This is a genomic window from Microcoleus sp. T3_A4 (assembly GCF_036700465.1).
Classification (GTDB): domain Bacteria; phylum Cyanobacteriota; class Cyanobacteriia; order Cyanobacteriales; family Microcoleaceae; genus Microcoleus.
Genome location: NZ_JAUBOY010000065.1, coordinates 15,535 through 34,422 on the forward strand (window position 1 = coordinate 15,535; position 18,888 = coordinate 34,422).

Here is an 18,888-nt window from a genome sequence, read left to right on the forward strand (position 1 = left end):
GGCTGAAGATAGCTAAAGCCTTACAGATGTAGTGAAGTTAAATAAATTTTTAATAAAATTGAAAAAAGTCAAAAGTAAGAAAGCTTTCAGTAAAAACAAGTTTTTTTACTTTTGGCTTTTGACTTTTGACTTTTAGCACATCCAGTATTCAACTCAAAACTCTTAAGGTGCTGCTGCCGCCCTGCGGTTGGCAACACTCAGGTTAGCCTGATATTCTGCCGCTTTTTGCTGAGCCTTTTGATAGTTAGGGCTGGTTGACGGTACGGCTCTCATGAGCTTAACCGCTTGCTGCCACTGGCTTGCTACTGCGATCCACTCATTTTGAGACTGAGCCGTCTGGGCCGAAATTGCTGCCTTCTGAGCTGTGTTAACGGCTTCTCTCCAAGAGTCAGGCTTAGGCGCGGCGGCTTTTGGTGCAGGAGAAGCTGGAGCTGGGCTTGCTGGTGCTGCTGCAGTGGGAGCGGGTTTTGGTGCAGGGGAGGCTGCCTGTGGGGTGCCCGGAGAGGCGGCGGTCGAGGATGCAGCGGCTTTAGACGCGGGAGATGCGGGTTTCGGGGAGGGGGAAGTAGCTACGGGGGCGATGGGTTCTGGGTTCGAGTCGCCGAAGGGGAAAGTTTTAGTAAAGAAAAGCCCTGCGATCGCCGCCAGAGGTACTAAGATACCCACAGGTATTACCCATTTGGGAAATTGTTTTTTCGGAGGCGGGGCTTGATCTTCGTCTTCGTCTTCGTCTTCCTCGTCGTCATCTCGATCGAATTCTCCTTCTTGATAATAGTCTTCGCCTTCGGGCTCGACATCATCTAAACCTACAGAGTCGTCAGGCATTCCACTATCCAAGGGGTAAGGCATTGAATTTGCGGGCATCAGATCAATTTCATCTTCCCACGTAGGCTCACCGTCACCTGTTCGACGCCCGTAAACCTTTACAGTGTGAATTGATTCAAGTCCCAGCTTCGTCATGCCGGTGCGGATGAAATCGACCAATACCATTTGATCCGGTACTTTGTCTGCCTCCAGAATTATGTGGAGGCAGCCGTTGTCCCGCGTCACATCGGCGTTGATGCCTTTGGGTTTGAGTGTACGGTTGATGCTAGATGCGATCGCTTTTGGATCGCCTTGCTTGAGCAGTTCCCGCGGGTTCTGTTGTGTCATGGGTAGCGCTCTTTTTTTGGGGGGGGTGGAGAGCCGGCAAATAATATTAACCGATCGGCATTCGGCGGACAATATTTATTTACCACATTAACTTCTACTTTGGCATTCTAAGAGTATTTCTAGTATCTATTGACCTTTTGCCCCGCGATCGGGCATCAAGCACATAGCCGAAGAAAGAAATTTGTTATAAAAATTTACAGTAAAGCGCCGCTCCTGTGCTCTGTCGCGCATCAGCGAAACAAGCTAGAAAGTTCTATAACTTTGGTTTGCAGGGTTGAGATTTCTTCTCGGCCCCGTTTTAAAGAAGCTTCTAACTCTAGGAGCAAAGGCAAACTTTTTTGCAGTTTTTCTAAGCTGGCATTCTTGACTTCTTGCCGAAAATAGTATACTCGTTTCGGATTGCCGAGATCTAGAGCTTGAGCAATTTTATCATCGCGATCGCCCGCTTGGATCATCGCCTTTACCCACAGCCAAATCCGAAACTTACCAGTCAAGCCAGCGACAATCCTCAAACCCGGCTCGCTGCGGCCAGTTAAGCCTGCTAGTAAATCCAAAGCGGCGGAGGTATTGCCCTCGCGAATCGCATCGGCTAGCTGGAAGGTATTTTGGGCGTGACAGTGTACCAGTGCTGCCACTTCCTCCGGGTTCAGAGGTTGGCTGCGGTTGCCCGCAAACAGTCGCAATTTTTCCAGTTCGCTGTATAGCCCACGGGTATCGCTGCCAATGGATTCGGCCAAAAGTTCGATCGCTGTCGCTGTCAATTTTACGTTCATTTCGCCCGCGACTTGGCGCACCCGCTGGGCTAATTCTTTCTCATTCCAAGGCGGAATCGGTGAAAATTCCCGCACTTGGGCGGCGGACTGGGAAATTAACTTGGTAGATTTGAGCCGGCTGTCGGGTTTTTTGACGGATGTTAGCAGCAGCACGGTGGTGTCGGGAATCACCGGCAGCGTCCGTTCAAATTGTGCTAACAGTTCTGGAGAACACTGCTGCGTTACAGTCGTATTTGCCAGCCAGACAAAACGGCTGCCGGTACCGAAAGGGGGCGTTAAGGCTCGATCGAGCCCTTCGACCACAGCTCCGGCGGAATCGGCAATAATCTTGTCATAGTTAAAACTAGCCCAGTTGGGGTCGAGGACTGTTTGGCGCAAACTTGTCACAGCCTGCGCGATCGCAAAGTCGTCTTCCCCCCAAAACAGGTAAATTTGCATGAAAAACGCTCAGTAGCCCAAAAAATCAGAGTTGCAGGTTCCGCAAGTCCAACATATCCTGAATAGGGCTGTTGGAAGCCCGCACCATAATATAAAATTTGGTGTGGGAGTTTGTCACCGCGAGGAAATCAAGATTGGATGATACTTATCAAGCTTACGTAAATCGGGTGGCGCGAATGACGCTGCTGGACTCCTACAAGTCCCAGGTGGAACACATTCAGGAATCTCCAAAATTTAAGCCGGACGAAGCTGGCCGGAGAGCTCCTGTACCTTTTCCGGGTTATTCGGTGATTACGCCGCCTGCTGGGGAAGATGCAGAAAATGCTGCACTTTATAGTAATTTGCACTCGATCCAACAACGGCTATTGCAGGAAATAGCGGACGGTGCGATCGTGGCACTGCCTCCTGATACCTTCCATTTAACCGTAGCCGATTTGATTTGGAGCAGCGCTTTTCGAGATGCCTGTGATAAAAATCCCGAATTTGAGGAGCAACTGCGCTCGCGCATGGCCGATCGTTTTGCCGCCTGCAAACCCTTGGCGGGCGGCGCTCCCATTCGCTGGACAGTGCTGGGGTTGATGGTGATGACTAGAGCTGTGGGTGTTTGTTTAGCACCGACGGACGAAAACTCTTACAAGCAAATTCTGGAGTTTCGCCGATCGATCTATCAAAATCCCGATTTAATGGCTTTGGGAATTGAACAGCAATATCATTTTACGGCCCACATTACTCTGGCTTATTTTGGGGACATCGGGCAGAACCTTGACCGCGATCGCTTGTGCGCTTTGCTGTCAGAGTTGAACGAGCAATGGCTGGACACGCCGCAAGAACAGTCCGTACACCGAGTGGAACTGCGGAAGTTTGACGACATGACCACCTATCTCCGACAACCGGAATGGCCTGTTTTTGAGTTTTAACGAAGGCAGAGGGAAGAGGGAAGAAGGAAGAGGAAAGAGGAAAGAGGAAAGAGGGAAGAGGGAAGAGGCTCGATGTGAAGATTTTTTCCCATCTCCCACTCTCCCCATCTCCCACTCTCCCACTCTCTCGCCCCCTCTCCCCTCTCCCCTGTGACAATAGTCAGGATATTGGCTATTAAATGCTTTAATTATTTTTGTTTGACAGTAAAGTCAAGGGAAAAATTTATGAAAAACCAGGAAAAATCAGTAATTCTGGTTTTTAACTTTTTGCTTAAAAAGTGAAAGTACACGTTGTTGGTATAGGTTTAGATGGATCTGCGGGGCTGAGCGAATCGGCGCGGCAGGTTGTAGAAATGGCCGCTCTGCTAATAGGGAGCGAGCGCCATTTGAGCTATTTTCCCCAGCACGACGGAGAGCGCTGGGCGTTGGAAGATTTGACCGAAGGAATTCTGGAAATTCGGCGCTGGTGGGCGACTGAACCCGAATTAGAACCCTCTGCAGGGACGGTGGAACCCCGCGATCGACCGATCGTAATTTTAGTGGCGGGAGACCCCCTGTTCTACGGCTGGGGAAAGTTGTTAATTGCCCAATTGCCACCCGAAAAATTAACTTTTCACCCCCATGTCAGTTCTGTGCAGTTGGCTTTTAATCGCTTGAGAATCCCTTGGCAAGATGCTCATTGTGTAGGCTCTCAAGGACGCTATTTTGAGGAGCTGACGGCGAAGCTGAAGCTCGGTGTGGAGAAGATTGCGGTGCTGGCGGACGAAGCTCACACTCCTGCTGTACTGGCAAGTTTGGTGAAAGCTCTAGATTTGCCGACACGCTATAAGTTTTGGGTTTGCGAAAATTTGGGGGCGGCCGAGGAACGGGTAAGCCCCAAGTCTCTGGAAGCTTTGCTGAGAGAGTCTTTTGCACCGCTGAGCGTGGTTGTGATGCTGCGGGAACCTCCGCCGAGGGCAGAACCTTTGGATTTGGAAAAGTTGCCTTTGTTGGGAATACCGGATGCAGCTTTTATCGGTTGTGGCGACAAGCCGGGTTTGACGGTTGAACGGGAAGTGCGGGTGTTGGTGTTGGCACAATTGGCTTTGCAATCGGGACAAGTTGTCTGGGATGTGGGTGCTGGTAACGGTTCTGTGTCGATCGAGATTGCTCGTTTATTCCCGCAGTCTGAGGTTTACGCGATCGAACAAACAGTTTCTGGTACTTCTGCGATCGAGTTCAACTATGGCCGTTTTGGGCTGCAAAATGTGTTTTCGATTAACGGAACCGCCCCGGAAATCTTGCACCGCTTGCGTCCTCCGCACCGGATTTTTATTGGCGGTAGTGGCGGAGGGTTGACTAAAATTTTGGGCGTTTGCGCGCTGCGGCTGCTCCCTGGAGGCTCGCTCGTGTTGGCTTTGGATGCTTTTGAGGATATTGCTACTGTTTTGAGCTGGATGGGCGATCGGGTGCGCCGGGAACCGCACTGGAGTTACCGAATCATGCAAGTGCAGTTATCTCGTTCTGTGGCTGGGGGGAATTCAACTCGTTTTGATGCGTTGCGGCCGGTTTCGATTGTGACGATCGATCGACACTTGAATTAATGTCGGAATTTTTACCGCTGATTTAAACTGATTAGCGCTGATTAACGCTGATTTGAGTCAGGAAGAGTAAGGTTGCGGTTCCTAATAGCAATAAAATGCCGGCTGCACCTGCTAGCGGTTTCGCTGCTATTCCTGTAATCCATTCTGGTACACTAGAAGTAGGTTTAATTGCGCCTTCTGTATCTACAGTAGTTATACCCCAAATCCAAGCTGCGTGAATGCCGATCGCCAATCCTAAACTGCCATTGTCGGCGATGCGGGCTAAGGTTAAAACCATCCCCATCAGCCACAATCCCGGCAGTTGCGGTAGAGTTTCTTTTGCGGCCCAAATTAGGTGGGCGATCGCAAAAATGAAACTGGCGATCGCTGCGGCGATTAGCACTGAGTAATCTTGCTGGAGGATTGTTTGCAAGCAGCCGCGAAAGATTAACTCTTCTGTGGCACTAATCCACATTCCTAATAACAGAGTCAGCAGACTAGCAGGGTTAAAAATTAAAGCCCAAGGATTATTTTTTTTTTCGCCTGTTTCAGTGGATATTTCCCCAATTTGTAGCTCGATCCAGCCTGCGCTTAATTGCATACCGAATAAAATTACTAAGCTGATTATTCCAAATCCTAATCCCCACATTAATGACATCAAAACTGCGGGTTGCCAATCCCAACCCCAGTTAACAAAAGATGTGTTTTCGATCCAACTTGTCGCCCATAAAATGAAGGGGACAATCACGTAGAGGGAAGCTAGTAAAGGTAGTTTTTTGTTTTCCAAGGGTTGGGGCGGATGCCATTTGAGGGCGATCGCCAGCACAATCGCTGCGGGAAGCCACACAACAATCCAAGTTGAGAAAAACAAGATTATTTTGACAATTGCTGGTATTGACGGCGACAGCAGTCGCAGATTGGTTATGCTATTCCACATTTAAGGGGTTGCAACTATAATACTGTTGACTGTTGGCTGTTGACTGTTGACTGTTGACTGTTGACTGTTGACTGTTGACTGTTAACTAATGACTAATGATTAATTACTAATGACTACCGATCGAGCTTGCGCTGAATTTGCCTCAAAGACTGGTACATTTCCGGCAAACGGTTGTATACGGCTGCGGCTTTGAGAAATAGTTTGTGGGGAATTGCTGGAACGCCCGTCACGATCGCACCTGCGGGCACGTCGCTGTGAATTCCGGCTTTAGCAGTGGCGATCGCCCCATCTCCGATTTTGGCTTGATTAGCAATTCCCACTTGGCCTGCCAAAATTACATTGTTGCCAATTTTCACCCCGCCAGCCATGCCAACGTGAGCGGCAAACGCGCAATTTTTCCCTACTTGACAGCCATGACCTACCTGTACTAAATTGTCAATTTTTGTATTTTGGCCGATGCGGGTTTCTCCGACAGCGGGCCTGTCGATCGTGCTGTTGCAGCCAACCTCAACGCCCTCTTCTAATACAGTGCAGCCAGACTGCTCCATTTTCACCCATCCTGTGGCTGTCGGCACGAACCCAAAACCTTCGGAACCGATCGCCGCACCGCTGTGAATCACGCAATTTGCCCCGATGCGAGTACGTTCGTGGATGACACAATTAGCGTGTAAAACAGTGCCTGCGCCTATTTCCGCATCTGGGTAAATTACAACATTTGGATGAATGCAAACATTGCTGCCAATTTTGACTTTTGCTTGAATAACGACGTGGGGGCCGATATAGACATTTTCACCAATTTCTGCTGAGGGGTGAACGACGGCTGAGGGATGAATTTCGGATGCTGGGCGAAACGGTTGATAGAAAATGGCGATCGTTTCAGCAAACAGCAATCGCGGATCGGGTGCGGCAATCCAAGCAATGTTGCGATCGTTACATTGAGCTTGGAGACTTTCATCTAAGGGTAAAATTAAAGCCGAAGCATTTGTAGTGGCTGTATGAACGGCAAATTTAGCACCTTCTATATAACTGATTGTGCCCGATGGAGCTTCATCAACAGGGGCAGCACCTGTAATTTCTGGATCGGTAGCAACCGACGCTGTGAGGGTGCGACTGGTGGCTAAGTTAAGTTTTTGTACTATTTCGCTAAACTTCATCTATAAAAATTTGTTGTTAGCACAGATGGATCATAGTTAAAAGTACCAGCTTTGGAGCACGATCTGAGCAGTTGCTATTTAAAAAACAAAAACCCCGACTTCTCCAAGAAATCGGGGTTGTAGCGCTCGATTATTTTTGGCAATTATTGTACAGAAACTGCATCTACGTCAACGGTGCTGCCTTTGGCTTCAGAAGGGCTGCCGGTGGCTTCGGATGCTGAGGCTGTCTCTGTTTGGCGGGATTTAAAGTAGTCGATCGCCATTTGGGACACTTCGGAAATCAGCAAGACAGCAATTGCCACATCGTCAATTTGTCCGATGACGGGGAGAAAGTCTGGGGCAATGTCGATCGGGCTTACCAAATATGCCAGCGTTCCCAGAATAATCCACCAGCGGTATTTGGGGTTGCGGAGGGTGTCGCGGTACCAGTTGTAAACAGATTGTATAGAAAAGTTCATGTGGTTGTCCTCTACTTATATTTTCCATCTTGACAAATTGTCGCTCGAAATGCTTGTGGAGATATCCCCCCTAGGGTTGGCAAGAGACTTCTACCTGAGAGTATAGGGAATTGGGGAGGGAGAAGTTGTCAAGCTGTGTTGAAAGGGCGGGGACTCTTGACAACGCCCCTACAGAAACCTGACAGATGAAAGGCGATGGAATTTATCTGTGTTTATCTGCGTTTATCTGCGGTTTAAAAAAACATTCATATTGTTGACGGTAGATTCGGCATCTATTACTTGTATATCGTGATTAAAGCAAGTTACTTAGATTGGGATTTTTCAACCGCAGATGTCAACAGATAAACACAGATGAACGCCGATGGGATTTATCTGTGTTTATCTGCTGTTTAAACAAATCTTCATCTCTCTCTCTCACGAATTTTGAAAGATCCATTTTTGGTCGCCGATCGCAATTTCGCAGCCATTGGGTAGCCAAAAAGGCTCGTTAGCAGCCAGCCTCTGGCCCCCTACAAAAGTGCCGTTGGAACTGCCGCTATCGACAAGCTGATACCGCTGTTTGCCAAGTTCGTCATTGGCCCGGCGGATTTGAGCGTGGTAGCGCGAACTTTGCGGATCTTGTAATACTAAAGTGTTGGTTGGTTCGCGTCCAATTGTAAAGGGATTTGCTGTTAGGGCGATCGCTTCTCCAGAAAGTTTGTAGATTAAATATGCGGTTGTTTGGCGATCGCTGCTTGCGAGTACGGTTGGTGCAAGTTGGGGAGGATTTCTCCCAGCAGGGAGGCTGTTTTGAGCAAGTTGTTGTGTTAGTTGTTGTAAATCGCGATCGAACCCTGCTGCTGTGTCTGAAGCTGGAAGACTCGCAGGAGAATTACCTGAAATTAAGTTTAACTGCTGTACGGGAGATTGAGGAACAATCGGACGGCCTGCTTCGGCAATTCTCATTTGCAGGGCGGCGGCATTTTCTGCTTCTTGTCGGGCACTCATTCCCTCAACTTGGCGAATAACTCCGTTGGTTTCGGGAAAGCTGACATCGCCAATTCGCACGTCTTCTAAGTTAAAACCTAGGGTATAAAAATCTTGGACGCGATCGAGCAAATTTTGGCGCAGCAACAGCCGTCCTTGACTGATAAGCTGTTGTAGGGGTATTTGCCCGATCGCTAATCCCATACAATCTTTTACTGCACTTGCTAAAGCACCTATAGGATCGGACAATTCCAAAGCTACTCGTTTCGGATCTATAACTTGATAAATAACAGTCAGGGTGGCATCAATTAAAAATCGATCCTTAGACAAAAAATCTCCGTGCGACTGCACCTCCAAATTGCGGAGTTTGGTGTCTACGAGGACAATTTGAGACTGTTCCAGCAGGGGAAGGGCAAAGCTGAAATGCCGCCCGGATTTCAGGGTACGCACGGCGCGGCCGTTTTTGACCAACACACCCGTGTAACCCGCCCCTATAAAGTCCATGCTAAAGCCGGCCCAGCGTTCGGGTGTGACGGTTTGAATCAGGGGAGAAGCGTTGTTCATGGGAGGGAGTTGAGGGAGGTTCGATTCTATTTTTAGGGTAACAAATTGCTGGGGGTGAGCGATCGGGCGGTGTGCCGGTTTCGCAACCTCTATTCTATACTTCTGGACTCCCCGCGATTCAGGCCGGACTCGATCGAGTTTGCACCCCAGCAATCCACCTTCTGTTCCTACTGCATTCCCACTTTTGCCATCACCCGCCGGGAAGCAATATTTTCAGATTTAGAAAGCGCTACAATGCGATCGAGTCCGAGAGTTTGAAACCCGTATTCTAAGATAGCAAACGCTGTTTCAGTTGCTCAACTCATGCCCCCAGCTTATATCTATTTGTACGCACTTAATCACGAGTCTTAAAGTGCATACATTCGCCAACAATCTTGAAATTATCTGCGGTTTCCCCATCAATCAAAGATTTATGCAATAAATCTAGTGGGTCGATCGCCCTTTTGATTTACCGCACCACAAAAGCCGCACACTCAACATGAGAAGTCTGAGGAAAGAAATCCGCCGGCTGCACTCGCGCTAACTTATAATCCCCATTTTCGCACAAAATCTTGAGGTCGCGAGCCAAAGTAGCAGGCTTGCAGCTAACATAAACAATGCGATTTGGTTTGATTTCCTTGATAGCTTCCAAAACCGCGCGATCACAACCTTTCCTCGGCGGATCTAACAGCACAATATCCGGTGTCAATCCCAAGGAAGGCAGCAAACTCTCTACAGTTCCCGCTTGAAAATCGACATTTCTCACGTCATTTAACTCAGCATTTAATTGGGCTTGTTCGATCGCCGCCGATTGCACTTCTAAACCAATGGCTATTTTTACTTGTTTTGCCAAGGGTAAAGTAAAAGTACCAATGCCGCAGTAAGCGTCAACCAAAACCTCGTTTCCTTGCAAATTCAATTCGCCTACCATCACCTCTAACAACGCTTCAGCCGCCTCTGTATTAACCTGGAAAAAAGTATCAGCCCTTAGCTGAAATTTCAAACCAGCAAAACTTTCTCGCAGATAAGAACGACCCGCAAGGCAACGAGTTTCGACACCAAAAATTACATTAGTTTGAGCGGGATTTATATTCAAACAAACACCTGCCAGTTGAGGATATTGTTTCAGCCACTCTGATGCTTGCTCTTCGAGTCCCGGCAAGTCTCCAGTGCGAACTATTAAAGTTAGCAGCATCTCCCCGGTGCGCCGTCCGATTCGCAAGGACAAGTGACGCAATTCTCCTGTATGTTTCTTTTCATCGTAGACTTGCCAATCCCGCCAGTGGATGTCTTCTTTGACTTCTTTTAACAAAGGATTGAGGCGCGGATCTTGCACCGGACACTGATTGAGATTGACTAATTTGTGGGTGCTTTTTTGATAGTAACCTGCTTGGACTTGACCTGTTGCAGATATTGCCATGGGATAAGTCGCTTTGTTGCGGTATCCCAAAAATTGAGGAAATCCCTCGATTTTTCCAGTTAAAATTTCATCAACTTGCGGATTGCTAAATCCGCCAATCCGTTCTAAGGCTTGAATGATTTGATTTTGCTTGGCTGCAAGCTGATATTGATAATCTACGTGCTGCCACTGACAGCCACCGCACTTGTCAGCGACAATGCAGTTAGCTCGAATGCGGTGTTCGGAGGCTTCCAGAAGTGTGTCCAGCTTGCCTGTAGCATAGGTGGATTTGACTTGCACGAGGCGGACAAGGACTCGATCGCCCGTCACGGTATCGGGCACAAACACTACTAACTCACCAAAACGACCAACTCCGTCGCCGGTGTCTGTCAAGTCGGTAATCTCTATCTCAATCAGTTGACCTTGCTGGCAAGGGTTTGCCAATTTCGTCGAGTTTGGGGTTGGGAATTTAGATTTGGTCACAAGTAGTCGTGGTAGGATTTAATATGGTAATGCAATATCGCTCTCTCTTTCCTGAGATAAGTCGTAGCGAAGCGGGGCTCCATCCATTGCACTCAAGCTCAATAGCAGGCTGTATTCCTGCTGCTGAACGTCTTGCTGCTAAAGCCAAGCTTCAACCGGCAAGTCAAGCCTGCCGTGAGTTGCCCCGATCGATCCTGTGCGATATGCTGTTGGGGCGACGTAGCAAAAACTCGTTAAACAGTCAAAGTGTCTGCCGACATCAAAACTCTCACTCGCAGTTTTTGAGTTTTTCCCGCAGTACCCTGGAACACAGGGAAACTGGCTTGAACATCAAGCATAACGTTTGCGGAGATTTACCCGCTACTTCTAATGTTGATAAATGTTAGAAGCAAAATAAATCGCCCAACCAAGAATCTCATCTTTAAGGGATGAGAAGGTCAATTAATCTTACTCTCAAATATCCTCAATTTTTTTGAATAACAATGAGCGTAGTTAGCCAATTAATTCTCCAAGCCGACGACGAACTTCGCTATCCCAGTACCGGCGAACTTCAAAGCATCAAAGATTTTTTTAAAACCGGAGAACAGCGGGTGCGTATTGCTACTGCGCTGTCTGACAGTGAGAAAAAAATTGTTGAAGAAGCTAGCAAAAAACTCTGGAAAAAACGCCCTGATTTTATCTCTCCTGGGGGCAATGCTTACGGCCAGCGCGAACGGGCTTTGTGTCTGCGCGACTACGGCTGGTACTTGCGCCTGATTACCTACGGTATCTTGGCGGGTGACAAGGAGCCGATCGAAAGCATCGGTTTGATTGGCGTTCGGGAAATGTATAATTCTCTGGGCGTTCCTGTTCCTGGCATGGTCGAAGCTATCCGCTGTTTGAAGGAAGCTTCTTTGGCTTTGCTCAATCAGGAGGATGCTAAGGAAGCAGCTCCTTATTTTGATTATATCGCTCAAGCAATGTCTTAATTGCTTTGGTGATTGCTTTCATCAATGTAGCGGAGCATTCGCGGGTGATTTTTGGGGTGATTTTATCTCGCAATTGCTCGCAAATGTTTCGCTTCTGTTTTGGGAAAGGAAATCTGCCTAATTTCTGCTAGGAAGCAATGCTGTTTAAGCTTTCCCAGATGTTGAGTTCGTCTTGTCTTTCCATGCACATTTGAATTAAAAAGTCAAGTGTTTTTGGGAGAGATTGTTTTTTGAATTTCCGGCTGTCGTAGTGAATGGATGTTTTGAGCTGCGAGAGTTCTCCAAGGCTGGGGCAGGTTTGGATATGATGAGCGATCGCATTTTGCCATTCTTCCAGCTTCCGGTAGCTGAGAAATTGTCCGCCTCTGTCCCGCCGATGCACGAAAACCACGAAAGCCCAGGATTCGATTCGCTTAATTTGATTTTGGCTGATTTTGAGCAGTTGGGCGATCGACCTGACGGTGATGCGGAGCTTTTTCGAGGGTTGGATGCGGCGAAACAGTGCTGTCATGGCTGAGTCACTCCTGAACCTGGGTGAGTTAGTAGGTGTTCGTCTTTGTATCTTACTATATCATATCATTCTACACGAATGCAGAGAAGTTGCAGTAATGTTTCTAAATGTGTAATGCTCAAACCCTGTGTGCTGCCTTGAGCAAGGCAAAAGTACAGCTAGCTTAAGAGTTAAATTGGATCTGTAAAATGCCGGGATTTCTTGACTTTAAGGCTGTCGTCGATCAGGAAAAACTGCGCCCTGTGCGATTTACGGATACGGGACGCGGTAGATTGGGCAAACTTCTGAAAGCAGCTAGAGAGATTCGGGGCTGGTCAATTATTGAAACAGAAATGGTTACAAAAGAATACGAGGCCGCTCTGTTTCGGACAGCCGGAGATCCTGTACCAAAAGATGTCGGTATTAGTAATGCTACTGTTAGTCGCTACGAACGCGGGAAGTTAGAAAGTTTGGATTGGCGATCACTCTCTCTGTTATGCTTTGTCCTCAAGCCGATCGATCCGGTGACAGGGGAAGCCCTGGAACCGACAAATGCTTTATATATCGCGTGCGAACATCCCCCATACAACGATGCGAAGCTCTATGACTAGATTATTTGCAGATAGGTAATGTCAGAACTCTCTAACAAAGCTGTGGTAGATAATCGGCAGGAATTGCGTCCCGTTCGCTTCACTGAAACGGGGCGGATGCGTTTGGGGAAGATTTTAAAAGCAGCAAGACAGACAACAGGCTGGTCTGTCAGCGAAACAGAGTTCAAAACAAAGGGATATGAAGAGGCGCTGTTCACAGCGACAAATCAACCTGTACCCAAAGATGTGGGTATCAGTGCCGCCACAGTCAACCGTTACGAACGTGGGAAGCTGGATAATTTGGATTGGCGATCGCTCTCTCTGTTATGCTTTGTCCTCAAGCCGATCGATCCGGTGACTGGGGAAGCCCTGGAACCGACAAATGCGCTTTATATCGCTTGCGAACATCCCCCATACAACGATGCGAAGCTCTACGAGTAGTTGATTTTTGATGTCTGATTAAAGAAAATTAGTTAGATTGGGAGTTTTTAACCGCAGAGGGCGCAGAGGGCGCAGAGTTAGAGAAGATAGAGATTAATCATTCTGATACCAACGGATTTGATATTACGCATCGCCCTTTTGTTTAGCAATTAAAGCTTTAGCTTGCTGCCACAGAGATTCTAACTCTTCTGGGGCATAATCTGACAAAGGTCGATCGCACGCAGCCTCTACCTTCGCAAACCGCTGCACGAAGCGATCGTTTGTTCCTTGCAAAGCAGCCGACGGATCTAAATCGTACCAGCGAGCTAATTGAATCAACACAAACATAATATCTCCCAATTCCGACTGCTGCGCTGCCTTATCCTCGTGTTTGAGAGCGTGTTCAAATTCTGCCATTTCTTCGTGAAATTTATCCCAAACGCCCTCTACACTGTCCCAATCAAAACTCACTTCCGCAGCTTTTTGAGAGATTTTCATCCCGGCGGTGATTGGCGGCAAAGTGCTGGCATAACGGCTCATTTTTGAGGCTAAAGTTGGCGGCTTTTCCAAAGTTGTGCCTTTTTCAGCAGCTTTGATTTTTTCCCAGTTTTCGTTGACTTCATCAACGCTGTTGAGTTCGACATCGCCAAAGACGTGGGGATGTCGCCGAATTAGTTTTTCTGTAATGCCTGCAGCGATTTCGGCGAAGGTAAATTGATTGGATTCGCTGGCAATTTGAGCTTGTAGAATTACCTGTAACAGTAAATCGCCCAATTCTTCGACGATCGCATCTTTATCTCCTTTGCGAATCGCATCGGCGGTTTCATAAGCTTCTTCGATGATGTGAGGAATTAGAGTTTGGGGAGTTTGGGCTAAATCCCAGGGACATCCGTCGTCGGGCGATCGCAATTTAGCCACAACTTCTATAAGTTCTTTGAGTGCTGTGAGCGATCGACTTTCAGAATTAGACATAATAATTTACCTTTTATATCAACCGCCAAGACGGTTATAACGTTGTTACTCCAACCATTAATTTTATTACTTCTGCCTTCTTCCTTCTGCCTTCTTCCTTCTGCCTTCTGCTATGGATTTGCTAGATGTGCGAGTCGGAGCTTGGATTTTGCGCCTTTTAATTGTCTTAGGAGGGCGCAACCCGCTCAATCCTTTCTTTTTGAATCTTTTGTAAGCAGAGCCGCCCCAATCGCTCAGATAGTGGCTCATAGCGCCCAATTCTAGACCGATGTAAACGGCTAAAATTTCGATGTGGTGTTCCCAGATCGATCGCCCGTAACTCAAAACCACATCCTGCCAATTCCAGCCGAAGTTTCCGACTTTTTCGGCAATTGCCAATCCCACGATTCCGAGAACCGCGATCCAGATAGCGAGGTACAATATTCGCAAAGCAGTGCCGATCAGAGGGCCGTGGGACAAAAAAGAGCGGTGGCGCAGGCTTTTTTGGTACGGGAGCCAAATCGCTTTGAACCATCCCCAGCGCTGATACTGGCAAGAGTAGATATCCAAGTCGGGGCCAAACATCAGCCCGCCGAATAAGAAACTGCCGGAAACGAGCAAAGTCAGGTTGCTGCTGCTCGTCTGGCCAAAGGTGAGGGCTGCCACCAAGGGCAAACTCCACATGGTTATTTGATCGTGGGTGCGGCCAGAGGGCATTTAAAGTTTAGGATATTTTTTACTTGATCTTTCTGAGTTACTGTGATATGATAAATCCCGGTGAGTGCAATTGGGTGATTAGCTCAGTGGTAGAGCGCCTGCTTTACACGCAGGATGCCGTAGGTTCAAATCCTACATTACCCATCCGATAACTCAATATCAACAGTTTCAGCCGTTTTTAGCCGTCAAGCCGAGAACGGCTGTTGCTGTTGAGGGTTGACTGTTGAATTGGGTGACGACTAAATTTAACATTCTGGGGCGGATGTTTCAAAAGTTGGCACCCAATGCTAGAAAATTAATTTATTGATTTTCTTTTTTAGAACCCTGTATATGAAGCCTAAAATAACTAGCCCGATCGCTTGGCAGCAAGCTGAACTGCTCATGCAGCCAGCGATGATTCGAGTGCTCGATAACATCCGCAAACAATTAGAGGAGTCAGTTTGGACGGGTACTTATCAAGAAGTGCAGATTCCCATTCCTGGCTATCAACTAATTTTAGAGCTTCAAGGCGAGCAAAGATGTGTCGATATTTGGGAACTTTGCTATCGAGTCTGCTTTGTCAACTACCAGCCCGCCCACAGTCAAATCCAAAGCCAAGAAGTTGTAATTGATACTAGCTTGATTGATGATGAGACTGGCGACGTAGATTGGAATCGTCTTGATGCTAAAGCCAGCCAATTAATACAAGAAATATTCGCCAATTTGGGCAAATAGTCAGTTGACAGTTGTCAGTTGACAGTTGTCAGTTGTCAGTGGTGAGCTTTCCAGCCAACAGCGAACAGTCAACAGTCAACACTCATCAGTTAACAGTCATCAGTCAACAGTCATCAGTCAACACTAATCAGTCAACAGCCAACAGTTAACAGTCAACAAAATCTTATGATTCAGGAATTGCACGACATTCAAGCAGCGGCAGGTGCTACTTTTGCAGAGTTAACAACCAAAGAAATTGTGCCAGTCAGTTTTGGTAACGACGCAGAAGCGATCGCAGCAACGAAACAAGGTGCCGCTTTGTACGATCGCACTCACTGGGGACGCATTCAAATCTCAGATAGCGATCGACTGCGGTTCTTGCACAATCAAAGTACCAATAACTTCAATATACTCAAACCCGGTCAAGGTTGCGACACGGTTTTCGTCACATCCACCGCCCGGACGATTGACCTCGCCACCGCTTATGCTAAAGAAGATGCCGTACTGCTGTTAGTTTCGCCCAACCGCCGCCGCCAATTGCTGGAATTGCTCGATCGCTATATTTTCCCAATGGATCGCGTCGAGTTAACAGATTTAACCGATACAACTGTTGCTTTCAGTTTCCTCGGCCCGGAAAGCACTCAACTACTAGAAAAAATCGGAGTTACCGAACTAGAAAATCAACCTTACGCTACTCACAAATTGATAAATTTTGCAGGTATGGAAGTCCGAGTTGCGGTTGGTAGCGGTTTAGCAACTCCCGGATACACGTTAATTGCGTCAGCAAGTGATGCAGCCCAGTTATGGCAGGAATTAGTCAAAGCTGGGGCTGTACCGATGGGCGATCGAGTTTGGGAACAACTGCGAATCGAACAAGGACGGCCCGCACCCGATTTTGAACTCACAGACGATTACAACCCCTTAGAAGCCCGCCTTTTACACACCATTACCTATGACAAAGGCTGCTACATCGGTCAAGAAACAATTGCCCGGTTGAACACCTACAAAGGAGTCAAACAGCAACTTTGGGGCGTGCAGTTGAGCGGTGCGGTTGAACCCGGAACAACAGTCACAATCGGAGAGGAAAAAGTCGGCAAACTCACCAGTTTTACGGAAACTGAATCCGGATTTTTTGGTCTTGCTTACATCCGCACAAAAGCCGGCGGCGAAGGACTGAAAGTGCAAGTCGGATCGGTGTCAGGGGAAGTAGTAAATGTACCTTTCTTGAGTTCGTAGTTGCGATCGGTAGGCTGTTGAGGCCGCAGCGCCAAAAACTTTTTTGTTGAGGTTGATGTGGGTTAACGTTAACCCAATAAATTGACACAAATTCCTATCTTTAGATAGATTTACCACAAAAAAACAGCAATTATTCTGTATAAAAGTCGTTACAGAAAAAACAGAGTTTTTCAATGAAAAAGTTTACATCGCGCTTAGTCAAAACTTGCCTGCGAGTAGGAATAATCTTTGCTGTAGGAATAGCACTGATTTTTAGCTCCGAATTGGAATTGTCGGGCAACAAAATGCAAGCGATCGCTACATCTTTAACCCCTGAAGCTAAGTCTTACGAAGTTGCCCGTCCCGATCGGCAGCCAACAAGCGATACAGAGAAGGATGCCACGGGTGTACTTGACAATATCCGAGAAAAGCTGAATCTCGACCAACCCATTGCCCCCAGTACCAAAAAATTTATAGAATCGGTAAAAGATAACGGGGGCGAAGCAGTTACGCCGGGACAGGAAGCAGTAGAAAAAGCGGCAGAGCGAGGTAGGAGCGATCGAGCCAAGTAATTCAATCGCATCCAGTTTTCAAATATCATATTATTAGTCCGCCTGCGCGGACTTTGTTTGTTCAGTAGCGATTTCCAAATCCGAATCATGGAAGGGATAATGAACCCGGATTCGATTGTTCACATCGGGACTTCAGGCTGGAGTTACGACCATTGGGAAGGTGTGCTTTATCCCCACCAGCTACCGCCTCGCTCTAGGCTCGATCGCTATATCCAGCACTATCAAACCGTCGAAGTTAATAGCACCTACTACCACTGGCCACCAAACACTACCTTTGCTAACTGGCGAGAGCGCCTCCCCCAAGGATTTCTGATGACCGTAAAAGCGCCCCGTGGTCTAACGCACTCCAAGCGTCTTTACTCGCCAGAAAAGTGGTTGGAACGCATGAGTGAGGGACTTGAATGCCTGGGCTCACGACTGGGTATTCTCCTCGTCCAACTCCCTCCCCAGTTCGGCTGCGATTTGGCCCGCCTAGCTTACTTTCTAGAACAGGTTCCCCCTTGGATCAAAGTAGCTGTGGAATTCCGACATCCAAGCTGGCACACAGAAGAGGTATTTTCGCTGCTAGAACGCGAAGGAGCGGCTTACTGCGTCATGAGCGGGGCCCACCTGCCGTGTATCCTGCGCGCCACGGGTTCATTCGTCTATGTGCGCCTCCACGGCCCCGACCCCAACAATCTCTACGGCGGCTCCTACTCGGATGATGATTTGCGTTGGTGGACCGATCGCATCCACGAGTGGGAAAGCCAGGGGCGAAGCGTGTTCGTCTACTTCAACAACGACGGAGAGGGAAATGCAGTTCGCAACGCTTCAAAGCTAAAAACTTTTGTGGAGAACGGTACTTCGTGACAAGCGAAAATTGAGAGCGTCCCCATTCTTTTGGCCGCATTCAAAAACGCTCCGCAGTTCCCTGAAGCTGAATTAGAAATCGGAGGTGGCGTTCGTCTAGGTTGTTGTTTGACGATCGCAATCACCCCGAACCCGCACATCCAACTCAACATCACCCAGCACAAGCCGATCGCATTCAACTCAACATCAAGATCGCACTTTTGCTTCCATTTCAAACAAATCCCCCAGGGTGCGCTTGACGTTCGGAAACAGGTTGAGTCGAGGGGGGATATTATTCCCCGCCCCTCTCAGTTAGATCTGGGCGTGCGACTTTCACCGCACCCAGCTCCCGATGTTCTTGACTTGCGCCTTTGCTCATGTGGATGTAATCGTGGCAGCTTTCGTGAACCGCTAGAAGGTTGTTTATTTTCCAATTACTATGGTTTCTGTCTACATGATGTAGATGCACCTTTTCATCGCCTAGCATTTTTAAGCCACATTTTCCACATTTATGGTTTTGCCGTTTTAAAGCTTTAGAGGTTTTGCCGTTATAGAGCTTGCTGTTACGCTCACTCCAGTAGGCTATACAGCGTTTCCCGCTGTTATGAGGTACAGTAGCAGCAATTAGCAAACCAATTTCTTAAATGTTTAGGGTTCATTAA

Annotated in this window: 20 protein-coding genes, 1 tRNA gene and 1 pseudogene; 11 read left to right on the forward strand and 11 right to left on the reverse strand. The window is 47.8% G+C overall.

Annotated features, from left to right (window positions below):
• Window positions 1-162: 162 nt before the first annotated feature.
• Window positions 163-1,152, reverse strand: coding sequence for a hypothetical protein (locus QUA07_RS26565; protein WP_333331296.1), 990 nt, complete (start codon window positions 1,150-1,152; stop codon window positions 163-165).
• A 230-nt stretch (window positions 1,153-1,382) separates the two neighbouring features.
• Window positions 1,383-2,363, reverse strand: coding sequence for a DNA polymerase III subunit delta (gene holA, locus QUA07_RS26570; protein WP_333331298.1), 981 nt, complete (start codon window positions 2,361-2,363; stop codon window positions 1,383-1,385).
• Window positions 2,364-2,539: 176 nt separating this feature from the next.
• Here holA and QUA07_RS26575 point away from each other — a divergent pair, with 176 nt between their 5' ends.
• Both QUA07_RS26575 and cbiE read left to right on the forward strand, forming a co-directional pair.
• Window positions 2,540-3,280, forward strand: coding sequence for a DUF1868 domain-containing protein (locus QUA07_RS26575; protein WP_333331343.1), 741 nt, complete (start codon window positions 2,540-2,542; stop codon window positions 3,278-3,280).
• 278 nt (window positions 3,281-3,558) lie between these two features.
• Complete coding sequence (cbiE, locus tag QUA07_RS26580) at window positions 3,559-4,863, forward strand: precorrin-6y C5,15-methyltransferase (decarboxylating) subunit CbiE (protein ID WP_333331301.1); 1,305 nt, start codon at window positions 3,559-3,561, stop codon at window positions 4,861-4,863.
• Between the two features lie 31 nt (window positions 4,864-4,894).
• Here cbiE and QUA07_RS26585 read toward each other — a convergent pair whose 3' ends face one another.
• The 6 genes and pseudogenes from QUA07_RS26585 to rlmD form a co-directional block, all read right to left on the reverse strand.
• Entirely contained in the window at window positions 4,895-5,779 is an 885-nt protein-coding gene (locus QUA07_RS26585) for a CPBP family glutamic-type intramembrane protease (RefSeq protein WP_333331304.1), read from the reverse strand.
• A 113-nt stretch (window positions 5,780-5,892) separates the two neighbouring features.
• On the reverse strand, window positions 5,893-6,933 hold the full coding sequence (gene lpxD, locus QUA07_RS26590) for a UDP-3-O-(3-hydroxymyristoyl)glucosamine N-acyltransferase (protein WP_333331307.1): 1,041 nt from the start codon (window positions 6,931-6,933) through the stop codon (window positions 5,893-5,895).
• Between the two features lie 143 nt (window positions 6,934-7,076).
• Window positions 7,077-7,391, reverse strand: coding sequence for a YkvA family protein (locus QUA07_RS26595; RefSeq protein WP_333286162.1), 315 nt, complete (start codon window positions 7,389-7,391; stop codon window positions 7,077-7,079).
• A gap of 414 nt (window positions 7,392-7,805) precedes the next feature.
• A complete protein-coding gene (locus tag QUA07_RS26600) occupies window positions 7,806-9,074 on the reverse strand; it encodes an SPFH domain-containing protein (protein WP_333331310.1) in 1,269 nt (422 codons plus the stop codon).
• A gap of 14 nt (window positions 9,075-9,088) precedes the next feature.
• Window positions 9,089-9,205: pseudogene (locus tag QUA07_RS30170) on the reverse strand (GNAT family N-acetyltransferase); the annotation flags it as partial.
• 164 nt (window positions 9,206-9,369) lie between these two features.
• Window positions 9,370-10,782 (reverse strand): 23S rRNA (uracil(1939)-C(5))-methyltransferase RlmD, encoded by a 1,413-nt coding sequence (gene rlmD / locus QUA07_RS26605; RefSeq protein WP_333331313.1) that lies wholly within the window; start codon window positions 10,780-10,782, stop codon window positions 9,370-9,372.
• A gap of 86 nt (window positions 10,783-10,868) precedes the next feature.
• Between rlmD and QUA07_RS26610 the strand changes: the two genes are divergently transcribed.
• Window positions 10,869-11,168 carry a hypothetical protein gene (locus QUA07_RS26610; RefSeq protein ID WP_333331316.1) on the forward strand — a complete coding sequence of 100 codons (300 nt, stop codon included), beginning with the start codon at window positions 10,869-10,871 and terminating at the stop codon, window positions 11,166-11,168.
• 96 nt (window positions 11,169-11,264) lie between these two features.
• Complete coding sequence (locus QUA07_RS26615; protein ID WP_333063958.1) at window positions 11,265-11,750, forward strand: allophycocyanin subunit alpha-B; 486 nt, start codon at window positions 11,265-11,267, stop codon at window positions 11,748-11,750.
• 127 nt (window positions 11,751-11,877) lie between these two features.
• On the opposite strand, the gene QUA07_RS26620 is transcribed toward QUA07_RS26615, so the two are convergent.
• Window positions 11,878-12,261, reverse strand: a complete 384-nt coding sequence (locus tag QUA07_RS26620; protein ID WP_333331320.1) for a hypothetical protein — start codon at window positions 12,259-12,261, stop codon at window positions 11,878-11,880.
• Window positions 12,262-12,449: 188 nt separating this feature from the next.
• Here QUA07_RS26620 and QUA07_RS26625 point away from each other — a divergent pair, with 188 nt between their 5' ends.
• Together QUA07_RS26625 and QUA07_RS26630 are read left to right on the forward strand one after the other, a co-directional pair.
• Window positions 12,450-12,851, forward strand: a complete 402-nt coding sequence (locus QUA07_RS26625) for a helix-turn-helix transcriptional regulator (protein ID WP_190733505.1) — start codon at window positions 12,450-12,452, stop codon at window positions 12,849-12,851.
• A gap of 18 nt (window positions 12,852-12,869) precedes the next feature.
• Window positions 12,870-13,271 carry a helix-turn-helix transcriptional regulator gene (locus QUA07_RS26630; protein WP_333331323.1) on the forward strand — a complete coding sequence of 134 codons (402 nt, stop codon included), beginning with the start codon at window positions 12,870-12,872 and terminating at the stop codon, window positions 13,269-13,271.
• Between the two features lie 123 nt (window positions 13,272-13,394).
• Here the strand turns inward: QUA07_RS26630 and mazG are convergent, their stop codons facing one another.
• Both mazG and QUA07_RS26640 read right to left on the reverse strand, forming a co-directional pair.
• Window positions 13,395-14,222: a nucleoside triphosphate pyrophosphohydrolase gene (gene mazG, locus QUA07_RS26635; RefSeq protein WP_333331326.1), complete on the reverse strand. Its 828-nt coding sequence runs from the start codon at window positions 14,220-14,222 to the stop codon at window positions 13,395-13,397.
• Window positions 14,223-14,288: 66 nt separating this feature from the next.
• Window positions 14,289-14,918, reverse strand: a complete 630-nt coding sequence (locus QUA07_RS26640; RefSeq protein WP_333331329.1) for a metal-binding protein — start codon at window positions 14,916-14,918, stop codon at window positions 14,289-14,291.
• Window positions 14,919-14,990: 72 nt separating this feature from the next.
• Between QUA07_RS26640 and QUA07_RS26645 the strand changes: the two genes are divergently transcribed.
• From QUA07_RS26645 to QUA07_RS26665, 5 genes are all read left to right on the forward strand, one after another.
• Window positions 14,991-15,062: transfer RNA gene (locus QUA07_RS26645), tRNA-Val, on the forward strand.
• A gap of 186 nt (window positions 15,063-15,248) precedes the next feature.
• Window positions 15,249-15,632, forward strand: coding sequence for a hypothetical protein (locus QUA07_RS26650; RefSeq protein ID WP_333205002.1), 384 nt, complete (start codon window positions 15,249-15,251; stop codon window positions 15,630-15,632).
• 165 nt (window positions 15,633-15,797) lie between these two features.
• Window positions 15,798-16,847 carry a CAF17-like 4Fe-4S cluster assembly/insertion protein YgfZ gene (ygfZ, locus tag QUA07_RS26655; RefSeq protein WP_333331333.1) on the forward strand — a complete coding sequence of 350 codons (1,050 nt, stop codon included), beginning with the start codon at window positions 15,798-15,800 and terminating at the stop codon, window positions 16,845-16,847.
• A 173-nt stretch (window positions 16,848-17,020) separates the two neighbouring features.
• Window positions 17,021-17,398, forward strand: a complete 378-nt coding sequence (locus tag QUA07_RS26660) for a hypothetical protein (protein ID WP_333331334.1) — start codon at window positions 17,021-17,023, stop codon at window positions 17,396-17,398.
• Between the two features lie 87 nt (window positions 17,399-17,485).
• Window positions 17,486-18,247 (forward strand): DUF72 domain-containing protein, encoded by a 762-nt coding sequence (locus tag QUA07_RS26665; RefSeq protein WP_333331337.1) that lies wholly within the window; start codon window positions 17,486-17,488, stop codon window positions 18,245-18,247.
• The last annotated feature ends 641 nt before the right edge of the window (window positions 18,248-18,888 follow it).